The organism is Shuttleworthella satelles DSM 14600 (genome assembly GCF_000160115.1).
In the GTDB taxonomy this organism is placed as follows: domain Bacteria; phylum Bacillota; class Clostridia; order Lachnospirales; family Lachnospiraceae; genus Shuttleworthia; species Shuttleworthia satelles.
In genome coordinates this window covers 1,414,187-1,424,488 of record NZ_GG665866.1, presented here as the reverse complement: position 1 = coordinate 1,424,488, position 10,302 = coordinate 1,414,187, and the positions used below count along the sequence as shown (strand labels likewise).

The 10,302-nt window shown below is 50.5% G+C and carries 10 protein-coding genes; 6 read left to right on the top strand and 4 right to left on the bottom strand.

What is annotated here, in order from left to right; translation table 11 throughout:
• Positions 1-184: 184 nt before the first annotated feature.
• Positions 185-1,438, top strand: coding sequence for an ATP-binding protein (locus GCWU000342_RS06475; protein ID WP_006906543.1), 1,254 nt, complete (start codon positions 185-187; stop codon positions 1,436-1,438).
• A 113-nt stretch (positions 1,439-1,551) separates the two neighbouring features.
• Here the strand turns inward: GCWU000342_RS06475 and GCWU000342_RS06470 are convergent, their stop codons facing one another.
• Complete coding sequence (locus tag GCWU000342_RS06470; RefSeq protein WP_045000777.1) at positions 1,552-2,664, bottom strand: ABC transporter ATP-binding protein; 1,113 nt, start codon at positions 2,662-2,664, stop codon at positions 1,552-1,554.
• A gap of 290 nt (positions 2,665-2,954) precedes the next feature.
• On the opposite strand from GCWU000342_RS06470, the gene GCWU000342_RS06465 reads away from it, so the two are divergent.
• Genes GCWU000342_RS06465 through dnaB form a run of 3 tightly spaced genes read left to right on the top strand, consistent with a single transcriptional unit; the run spans position 2,955 to position 6,805 of the window.
• Entirely contained in the window at positions 2,955-5,003 is a 2,049-nt protein-coding gene (locus tag GCWU000342_RS06465) for a GGDEF domain-containing protein (RefSeq protein WP_006906541.1), read from the top strand.
• Positions 5,003-5,449 carry a 50S ribosomal protein L9 gene (gene rplI, locus GCWU000342_RS06460; protein ID WP_006906540.1) on the top strand — a complete coding sequence of 149 codons (447 nt, stop codon included), beginning with the start codon at positions 5,003-5,005 and terminating at the stop codon, positions 5,447-5,449. Before GCWU000342_RS06465 ends, rplI begins: the two co-directional genes overlap by 1 nt.
• A gap of 3 nt (positions 5,450-5,452) precedes the next feature.
• Positions 5,453-6,805 carry a replicative DNA helicase gene (gene dnaB, locus GCWU000342_RS06455; protein WP_006906539.1) on the top strand — a complete coding sequence of 451 codons (1,353 nt, stop codon included), beginning with the start codon at positions 5,453-5,455 and terminating at the stop codon, positions 6,803-6,805.
• Positions 6,806-7,181: 376 nt separating this feature from the next.
• Here the strand turns inward: dnaB and GCWU000342_RS06450 are convergent, their stop codons facing one another.
• On the bottom strand, positions 7,182-7,424 hold the full coding sequence (locus GCWU000342_RS06450; protein ID WP_006906538.1) for a DUF1858 domain-containing protein: 243 nt from the start codon (positions 7,422-7,424) through the stop codon (positions 7,182-7,184).
• Between the two features lie 449 nt (positions 7,425-7,873).
• Here GCWU000342_RS06450 and GCWU000342_RS06445 point away from each other — a divergent pair, with 449 nt between their 5' ends.
• Entirely contained in the window at positions 7,874-8,212 is a 339-nt protein-coding gene (locus tag GCWU000342_RS06445; protein WP_006906536.1) for an ATP-binding protein, read from the top strand.
• A gap of 130 nt (positions 8,213-8,342) precedes the next feature.
• Here the strand turns inward: GCWU000342_RS06445 and GCWU000342_RS06440 are convergent, their stop codons facing one another.
• Positions 8,343-8,723 carry a hypothetical protein gene (locus GCWU000342_RS06440; protein WP_006906535.1) on the bottom strand — a complete coding sequence of 127 codons (381 nt, stop codon included), beginning with the start codon at positions 8,721-8,723 and terminating at the stop codon, positions 8,343-8,345.
• 354 nt (positions 8,724-9,077) lie between these two features.
• Here GCWU000342_RS06440 and GCWU000342_RS10195 point away from each other — a divergent pair, with 354 nt between their 5' ends.
• Positions 9,078-9,248 (top strand): DUF362 domain-containing protein, encoded by a 171-nt coding sequence (locus GCWU000342_RS10195; protein ID WP_083790734.1) that lies wholly within the window; start codon positions 9,078-9,080, stop codon positions 9,246-9,248.
• 307 nt (positions 9,249-9,555) lie between these two features.
• Here GCWU000342_RS10195 and GCWU000342_RS09965 read toward each other — a convergent pair whose 3' ends face one another.
• Positions 9,556-10,227, bottom strand: coding sequence for an adaptor protein MecA (locus GCWU000342_RS09965; protein WP_006906533.1), 672 nt, complete (start codon positions 10,225-10,227; stop codon positions 9,556-9,558).
• Positions 10,228-10,302 lie beyond the last annotated feature (75 nt).

The window sequence follows — 10,302 nt, the reverse complement described above, 5'->3', positions numbered from 1 at the left end:
TTTAAGGGTCCAACTTCATTTTACAATCGGCCATCCGAAATTAATGAATTAAATGGACAAAAATGCGGAATCTGCAAGAATATCACGTGAGGTATTGACCATCAGAAAGATGCACGTTATAATCCAAATGGACAAAAATGCGGAATCCGCATATTTGTATCATTAATAGACAAGGACGATAAAAATGGAAATTCGTAGGGATACCTATCTGAACAAGCTGATTTCCAAGCGTCATAATGGGCTGATCAAGGTCATTACCGGGGTTCGCAGATGCGGAAAATCGTATCTGCTTTTTGAGCTATTCAGGGAATATCTCAGGAAGAGCCAGGTTCCGGACGATCATATTATAGAGATGGCTTTTGATGCCTATGAGAATAAAAAGTATCGGGATCCGGATATATTCTTTCCCTATCTAACCGAACGGATCAACGACCAGGATCAACACTATGTGCTGTTGGACGAGGTGCAGCTTCTCGGAGATTTTGCGTCCATTCTGAACAGTCTGGTGCGAAGGAAGAACGTTGATGTCTATGTAACAGGCAGCAATGCAAAATTCCTTTCCAAAGATATTATTACAGAGTTTCGCGGGCGGGGTGATGAAGTCCATATGTATCCGCTGACATTTGCGGAATTTATGTCTGTTTATGAGGGGGAAAAGGCAGATGGATGGCGAGATTATGTGCTTTACGGCGGGATCCCACTGGTACTTACATTTACCACGACGGATCAGAAGGGCGATTTCCTGAAATCCTTGTTCGAGGAAACGTATATCTCCGATATTATCGGAAGAAATCATGTCAGAAATAAAGCTGAGCTGGAAGAGTTGCTGAATATTCTGTCTTCCTCCATAGGCTCCCTGACCAATCCAAGCAAGCTGTCTGCGACTTTTAAAAGCGTAAAACATACGACCATCAGCAAGATGACGATCAAGCGCTATATCGATTATCTTGAAGATGCTTTCCTGATTGACAGTGCGATTCGATACGATATAAAAGGTAAGAAATATATCGATACACCATCCAAGTATTATTTCACGGATCTGGGTCTTCGAAATGCCAGATTAAATTTCCGACAGGTCGAAGAAACGCACGCGATGGAAAATATCATTTTCAATGAACTGAAAGTCAGAGGATATAACGTCGATGTAGGCGTCGTTGTGATGAATGAAATAGATCAAGCAGGTAAAAAGATAAGAAAACAACTGGAGATCGATTTTGTTTGCAATAAAGGTTCCAAACGTTACTATATTCAGTCGGCATTTGCCATGCAGGATGAAAAGAAAATGCAGCAGGAACAAAGGCCTCTGATCAATACTGGCGATGGGTTCAAGAAAATAATAATCACGAAAGACGCCATTGCACCGCTTTATAATGAAGAAGGTGTGTTGGTGATGAGTGTTTTTGACTTCCTGTTAAATCCTGACAGTATGGATTTGTAACCAGGTGCCACATAAAGCAAAAATGAAATCCATAAAAATACCCGGCAGGCATTCTGCCTGCCGGGTTCATATCATATTTATAGTTATTTTCGACCTTCAAATGCAGCTGTTTTTTAGTCGCAGATGGTCTTTTCGGTCTCCAGATCGAAGAAGTGAGCCTTCTCCATATCCAGAGCGAAGGTGGCTTCCTGTCCCTGGCGGATGCTGGTGTTGGGGTTGACGCGGGCGGTCATCTGAACGCCGCCGAAATCAAAGTAGAGGAAGACCTCAGCGCCAAGAAGCTCATATACACGGATGCTTGCCTTGATGACGTCGTTCTGGTTGACTCCCTCAGCGTAGTTGGCATCGTAGATGTCCTCGGGACGGATGCCCATCTTGACCTGCTTGCCGGCGTAAGACTTCAGCTGCGCCTGCTTGTTCTCAGGGATGGTCAGCTCGTGATCACCGACAACGGTCTTGGCAACCAGCTTGCCGTCCTTATCTTCCAGCTTGACATCCATGATGTTCATCTGGGGAGAACCGATGAAGGTTGCGACGAAGAGGTTGGCGGGATGATTGTAGAGGTTCTCGGGAGTATCTGTCTGCTGAACGACACCGGCGCTCATAACGACAATTCTGGTACCGAGGGTCATGGCCTCGGTCTGATCATGGGTTACATAGATGATGGTGGCACCCAGTCTCGCATGGAGCTTGGCGATCTCAATTCGCATCTGGACACGGAGCTTGGCGTCCAGGTTGGACAGGGGCTCATCCATGAGGAAGACCTTGGGGTTACGCACGATGGCACGTCCCATGGCGACACGCTGTCTCTGGCCGCCGGAGAGAGCGGCGGGCTTGCGCTCCAGGAGGGCTTCCAGGTCGAGAATCTTTGCGGCCTCACGGACCTTCTTGTCAATCTCGTCCTTGGGAACCTTGCGGAGCTTGAGACCGAAAGCCATATTGTCATATACGGTCATGTGGGGATAGAGAGCGTAGTTCTGAAAGACCATGGCGATATCACGATCCTTGGGCTCGACGTCATTCATGCGCTTGCCGTCGATCATGAGGTCACCGGAGGAAATCTCCTCCAGACCTGCAACCATGCGGAGGGTCGTTGACTTACCGCATCCGGAGGGACCGACGAAGATAATGAACTCCTTGTCCTGAATCTCAAGGTTGAAGTCTTTAACGGCCTGGAACCCGTTGGGGTAGACCTTGCAGACATTTTTCAGTGTTACTTCTGACATAGTGTTCTCCTTCTCTATGTGAGCGGACTCTGCCCGCCCGATTTTCATATCTGTCTTCTATTATAGGAAATGTCCCCCCGGCCTCCTATGGGCAGACCGTCGAAAATGTGGGGAGGATTTCGGCAGCTTGCCCAAGGAGGATTTCGCAGAGTCATCGAAGGCATGCATAAATCGGCAGATATAGCCATGATCTGGGGCAAATGTTATACTGTGATTGGCTTTCTGTTTCCGCCATAGGTGTGATCGAGCACCAATCGAGGGGGCAGAACCGGATAAAAGGAGATTAGGCAGTGAACACTTTGATTTACAGGGGCAAGCTGGACCACTATCTGAAGGCCCCGCTCTATGTCATCGTCCTCTTTGTGCTCGGTGACATCGCCCTCTTCTTTCTCAACATCAAGCTGGCTCTTCTGGCGATACCCTGTATTCTGGTCTATGCCCTGGTGATCTGGGCCTTTTACCGCTGGAACAGAGAACAGCTCAACCGGGAGATCATTAATTTCGCCACCCGTTACGGGACGGTGCAGAAGGAACTGTTGGGCAAGCTGGAAATCCCTTATGCCCTCCTTGACACCAACGGACGATTCCTCTGGCGCAACGAGGCCTTTTTTCAGCTGGCCGGGGAGGACTCTGATTTTCAGAAATCAGTCACCTCTCTCTTTGGAGAGATCAACAAGGACCGGATCGCGGCGATCGGTGAAGACCCTCTGGTCTTTGGCTTAAAGAGCGATCATCATACCTACCGCGCCACCCTGCAGCAGCTGACGATCGATAATTTCAGGGAGAAGAAGGAGGTGACTGACTCCCTCAACCTCAGCATGGACAGGGTCATCGCCTTTATGCTCTTCGACGAGACCAGGCTGGTGGCCCTGCGTCAGAAGAACATCGATCAGGAGCTCGCGGTTGCTCAGGTCAGCATCGATAACTATGAGGAGACCATCGATTCCGTCGAGGCAGTGCGCCGGGCCCTTCTGGTTGCCCTGATTGACCGCAAGGTCAACAAGTATTTTCAAAGCTCTGACGCCATTGTCCGCAAAAATGACCGGGACAAGTACATCGTTCTCTTCCAGCGCCAGTATCTGGCCAAAATGGAAGAAGATCGGTTTTCGATTCTGGAGGAGATCAAAAATACCAAGGCCGGTAATGACAACGAGATCACCCTCTCGATCGGCATCGGCCTGGGCGGCAGGAGCTACACGCAGAACACAGAGTATGCCAGAGCCGCCATGGATCTGGCCCTGGGCCGCGGGGGCTCGCAGGCCGCCATTAAATCCGGGGATGAGATCCGCTATTATGGCATCCGGGGCAGGGAAGTAGAGAAGAATACCCGAGTCAAGGCCCGGGTCAAGGCACAGGCCCTGCGGGAGATTATGACCTCCCGCGATACCATTCTTGTGATGGGGCATAAAATCACAGATATTGACGCCTTCGGAGCGGCGGTCGGCGTCTACGTGGCTGCCAGAGAGCTGGGGAAAGAGGCCAGAATCGTCGTCGATACGGTGACCTCTTCTCTCCGCCCCTTGGTCTCCCTCTTTACAGGGGACCGGGGCTATCCGGAGCACATGATCATCAGCCCGGAGGAGGCTCTGCAGATCGTCGATAAACACACGCTGGTTGTGGTCGTAGACACCAACCGGCCGAACTACACCGTTGCGCCGGACCTGCTCAACCGAACCCGCCATATCGTAGTCTTCGATCACCACCGCCAGGGAGAAGAGGTCGTTCAGAATCCGGTCCTGAGCTACATTGAGCCCTATGCCTCCTCCGCCTGTGAGATGATTGCCGAGGTCCTGCAGTACTTTTCTGAGAAGGTGCAGCTGCGGCCCACAGAGGCGGATTGTATTTATGCGGGCATTTTGATCGATACGGATAACTTCGCGGCCAAGGTGGGGGTTCGGACCTTTGAGGCGGCGGCCTACCTTCGGAGAAATGGCGCCGACGTGATCCGGGTGCGCAAGATGCTTCGCGAGGATATGGCGACCTATAAGGCCAGGGCCCAGGTGGTCCGTGACGCCGAGGTCTATCATGACCACTATGCCGTGGCGATCTGTGAGACGACGGAGGTGGAGTCCCCGACAATTGTGGGGGCGCAGGCGGCCAATGAGCTTCTAAACATTGTCGGAATCAAGGCCTCCTTTGTCATTACCGATTACAGAGGCAAGGTCTATATATCCGCTAGATCCATCGATGAGGTGGATGTGCAGAAATTAATGGAGCAGCTGGGCGGCGGAGGCCATCTCAACATTGCGGGAGCTCAGATTGCGGGAGCTGATATTGATGAAGTCAAGCAAAAGCTGATCGGGCTGATTGACGAGCATGTAGATAAAGGAGATTTGTGATGAAGGTAGTATTATTGCAGGATGTGGCCGGGCACGGAAAGAAGGGCGACGTCGTCAATGTCAGCGACGGATACGCCAGGAACGTGCTCATCGCCAAGAAGTGGGGTCTGGAAGCCACTCCGAAGAACTTGAACGACCTGAAGCTTCGGACCAAAAATGAGGCTAAACTGGCGGCGGAGCATCTGGCCGCCGCCCGGGAGATGGCGGAGGCCATGAAGAGCTGGAAGGTGGAGACCGCGATTAAGACCGGGGAAAACGGCAAAGTCTTCGGCTCTGTCTCCTCCAGGGAGATCGCTGACGAAGTTAAGAAACAGTACGATCAGGACCTCGACAAAAAGAAAATTATTCTGGAGGAGCCCATCCGTTCTCTCGGGATGCATGAGATCAAGGTCAAGCTGCATCCCCAGGTAACGGCGATTCTGCGCGTGCACGTCGGAGAAGCATAAGCTATGGATGAGACACTGACGAAACGGATCATGCCCAACTCTTTGGAGGCGGAGCAGTCTGTCATTGGCTCCATGATTATGGACAGAGAGGCCATTGCCTCTGCCCTGGAGATTCTGACTCCGGAGGATTTCTATCATGAGCAGTACGGGGTTCTCTTCGAGTGCATTGCGGAGCTCTACAATGCGGGGCAGCCGGTCGATGTCGTCACCCTCCAGGACAAGCTCAGACAAAAGGAAGTGCCCCCGGAGCTGTCAAGTCTGGACTATGTGGCGGATCTGGTGGCAGCTGTCCCGGTCTCTGTCAATGTGGCGTCTTACGCCAGGATTGTTAAGGACAAGGCCATGCTGCGCAATATCATTCGGGTGAATCAGGATATCGCGAACGCCTGCTACGAGGGTAAAGAAGAGGCGGCGGTCATTATGGACCGCACAGAGAGGGATATTTTTCATCTGCTGCAGAACCGGGGCGGCACAGACTATGTCCCCATCGACCAGGTAGTCCTGCGCGCTCTTGACAGGATTGAAGCGGCCGCCAGGCAGAAGGGGACGGTCACGGGAATCCCGACCGGTTTTTATGATCTGGATTATAAGACGGCCGGCCTGCAGCCCTCGGACCTGATCCTGATCGCGGCCCGGCCCTCGATGGGCAAGACGGCATTTGCCCTGAACCTGGCCCAACACATTTGTTTTCATGAGGGCAAGGCGGCGGCGGTCTTCTCCCTGGAGATGAGCAAGGAGCAGCTGGTCAACCGTCTCTTTTCCCTGGAGTCCAGGGTAGACGCGCAGAAGCTTCGCACCGGAAGCCTCCAGGACTTCGAGTGGGAGCAGCTGATCGAGGGGGCCGGCGTGGTCGGCAACTCCAGGATGATCATTGACGACACGCCCGGGATTACGGTCTCAGAGCTTCGCTCTAAGTGCCGCAAGTTAAAGCTGGAGAAGGGACTGGATGTCATTATTATCGACTACCTGCAGCTGATGAGCGGCTCTTCGGGCAGCCGATCTGAGTCCAGGCAGCAGGAGATCTCCGAGATATCCCGCTCGCTCAAGGCGGTGGCCCGCGAGCTGAATGTTCCGGTCATTGCTCTCTCCCAGCTCTCGCGGGCGGTGGAGCAGAGGCCGGACCACCGGCCCATGCTGTCGGATCTGCGAGAGTCCGGGGCGATTGAGCAGGACGCGGATGTCGTCATGTTCCTCTATCGCGATGATTACTACCATCGGGATACGGAGCTCAAGGGGATCTCAGAGGTTATCATTGCCAAGCAGAGAAACGGCCCGATCGGGACGGTCGAGCTGGTCTGGCTGCCTGAGTATACGAAATTTGCCAACAAGGAACACGACAGGGGCTCATCTACGTGAAGGGGAGATAAAACAAAAGCTACTCCATTGTCATGAAAAAGGATCCGGCCTCGTGTGACTGTCTCTTTTCGTCACATGAGGCCGGATTTCTATTATATCGCTTACGATGTTGTGCATGTATCATGCTGTACTTGCACGATGTTGTACCTGCCTTATTTGTACTTGTACTATGCAGCATCTGTACCAGCTGTACTTGTACTTCGCCTGTACTAATTGTACCTGTACTTATGTTGCGCCACTACTAGCCATACTTGTATATATGTGCGCTTGCACTATGTTGAGCCTGTGCGATGTCGCACATGTATCAGGCAGCGCATGTATTATGTTGTACCTGTCCTATGCTGCGCCTGTACTATGTTATATCTCGTGTATCGACTCAGGCCTGGGCGGGCTGGGAAGCAGCCTTGGCGGACAGATAGGAATTGATTTCATCGACCAGGTCGTCGGCGTCATAGCCGTGAACCATAGCGGCCTCCGCGATGGTCTCCATCTGGGAAGAGGGGCAGCCCAGGCAGTGCATGCCGATGCTCATCAGAATGGGAGCCAGCTCGGTATCGATCTGCAAGAGCTCTCCGATCATGGTGTCCTTGTTTACAACGGGTGCATTGTTCTCTGCCATTGTTCTACCTCCTGGAAATACTGTACGTGTACGGCTGAAGCGACAGCCAGACTGTTCTGAATCATAACATCTGTCCTCTGTCAGGACAAGCTATGAGACTATCTTACATGATTTTACCAGCAAAATCGTTGTATATACAACAAAAAGAGACGGAAACGTGATGTGGGTGAATTGAAATCTGAATCAGGCTTTCGTCAATCAGAGACAAGCCATTATGCTTTCTTTCGCTGCACCGGAAAGGATTTTTGCAACTTTTAGCATTTTTCATTTCCAATACATTGCTTACGTCGGAGAAGATGACAGCTTCATAACCAATCCACACATCATTTCCAATTCCGATATGGTGGAGCACCTTCTCGCTCCTTTCATTGAAATGTTGCCTGGTTTATATGCTAACTTTTCAATAACTCCGTTAATTTGCTCTCGCCTTGGAGTATAATATTCATTGAATGGAAAATATTATTTTCAATGAGTTGATAATCCGTGAATGTTCCGTTGACATCGGTATCGTCTACGGCAATGAGAAAAACGCCAACGGAAAGGTCACGCCGGTTGCGCGAGAAATCGACTTTATTGCAACTTCCGGTGGTAAAAAGACCTACATTCAGTCCGCCTACGCTTTGGAAACAGAGGAAAAAGCAGTCATCGAGAACAAGCCGTTTTCCTTGACCGGTGATTCCTTCCCGAAAATTATTGTCCGCCATGACATCCGCAAGCGTTGGTATGACGATAAGGGCATCCTCAATATCAGTGTCATTGACTTTCTGCTGGACGACTCGCTTGTATAGCTTGCGCTCTATGGAAACAGATGGCCTTGTGGTGCGAACGGTTTACGCCGAGGAGCGCGCGTTCCAAACCATGCAGGGTGAAATTGCTGTGGATTGGAAGCGGGGGCTGCCATTTTATCAGTGTGTGCCCTTATGTATGCTGGTCCAATTGTTCCAGTGTAATGCCTTTTATATCATGTAATCGAAAGAAAAGGCACCATTCGCTCCTGTCAATGACACGGAATGTTGTTCCGTCCGGCGCGGTATAATAGCCCACACTCCCCATGCGGTCTGTCTCTCTGTAGCCGCGCTTTAAAAGCTCATCACCAGTCCAGTCATGATCCGTCAAAAATAGCATTCCCTGATCATGTTCTTCAAGTGCGACCATCTTATGGAATAAATTGACCTCCAGCACCTGCCAAGGGGTGACTTTCCCCTTTCCATATTGGTGAATACAGATCATCATGTCAATTATTACGATCACGATAAGTGCGAGCAAGATTCCCAAAAGCCATTTTAATCGTTTCTTCACAAACCACTTCCTCCATAAAAGCCATACAAATAGAGACAACAAAAAAATAGTCGCAGTGTCTGAGAATAGAATATAAATTTATTGTATCCTTATAAGTACAGAAAAGTCTACTTTCTAAAAACAGGATATATCAGTCTGGCATAGGTGATATGACAATCAAAGAGGGTTAAGTAGAGCATCAGGAGATTAGGAGATTCCCGACATATCTACAATATACAGGGATTTTTGCTAGGAATAGCTAACAATTGTGTACACAAATTAGTACTTGTCAAGGACATTTTTCAACCATATAATGAGCATACCAACAGGATGGTAGGTTTTAGATGTAAGAGCTTAGTTACAGGAGGTTTTCAAATGGCATACGTTATTTCTGATGATTGTATCAGCTGTGGATCCTGCGAGCCCGAGTGCCCTGTATCCGCAATCAGCGCCGGTGATTCCAAGTACGTCATAGATGAGGAGGCTTGCATCTCTTGCGGTTCCTGCGCGGCAGTTTGCCCGGTAGGCGCGCCCGCTGAGGCTTAATTCCCTCATCCAACAGGAAAAGCAAAAAAGACCGCTTCCCCTCGGGGAGGCGGCCTTTTTTGCGCAAGGGACAGAGCAATTGGGGAGTTATAGAGTTATAGGACAAAATAGTTGATAGAAGCCTCCTCAATCTCTTTATTTAGAGTTATAGGACAAAATGTGTTGATAGAACCCCCCTCAATCCCTTTATTTACAAGGGATTGAGGGGGGTCAATCTTTTTCTAGGGAACTTTTGGGGTGGACAAAACGTGCAGACGAAGACCCCTTCGATCTCCTGGGAAAAGGGACTTGAAGGGGGATGCGTATTTTAGCGTCCGGAGCGGAGAGATTGTAATTGGGACAGGGCGTTCTCCGCTAAAATGCATTCAAAGCGCTCAGCGATATAGGCCTCTCCGAATTTAGGGACGTCGAGCAGATTGCCGTATTCGCTTGTGATCGCCTGAACGAGGGAAAAGGTTTCCTGCTGGTCCGAAGGGGAGCTGAGAAGAAGGTAATAGATCCCGCTGTTGAGATCGCGGTAGAGAGAAGAGCTGACCTGATTTGGCTGGGGAATTTTCTGGGCCAGGGATAGAAGATCTTCCAGGCGGTCGATGGCGAAGAGGACAGTCTTCTCATTTGGGACGCGGGGAGGAATCAGATGGCGGACGGCCTTCTGCGGGTCGGTATCCTGCCCGGCCTTGTGATCGGGGGAGAGGGAGGTCTTTTGATTTTGCTGATAGGCTTCGAGCTCCTGAGGGTTTAATTTGCTGACGATGAGGATGATTTCATCCGCGCTGAAAGGAACAGCCTCAATCATAATAGGGACATCATGGGCGACGAAGTTGAACTTGTACTCGGCCCAGAGCAGGAGCTCACGAAAGAGAGCCTTGGCCCGTTCGCTTCCGTAAGCGAATTCAGACAGTTTGATCCCTCTGCGCTCCAGGTCGGAGCGGGAAATATGGAAGCGAACCTGTCTGTCACTGAGCTTCTCGATCTTCATAAAACCTCCTGCCGTTAGTTCGTGCGATTTATTATAGTAAGAATTTTAAGAATTCGCAATGATGCAGGATTCCCG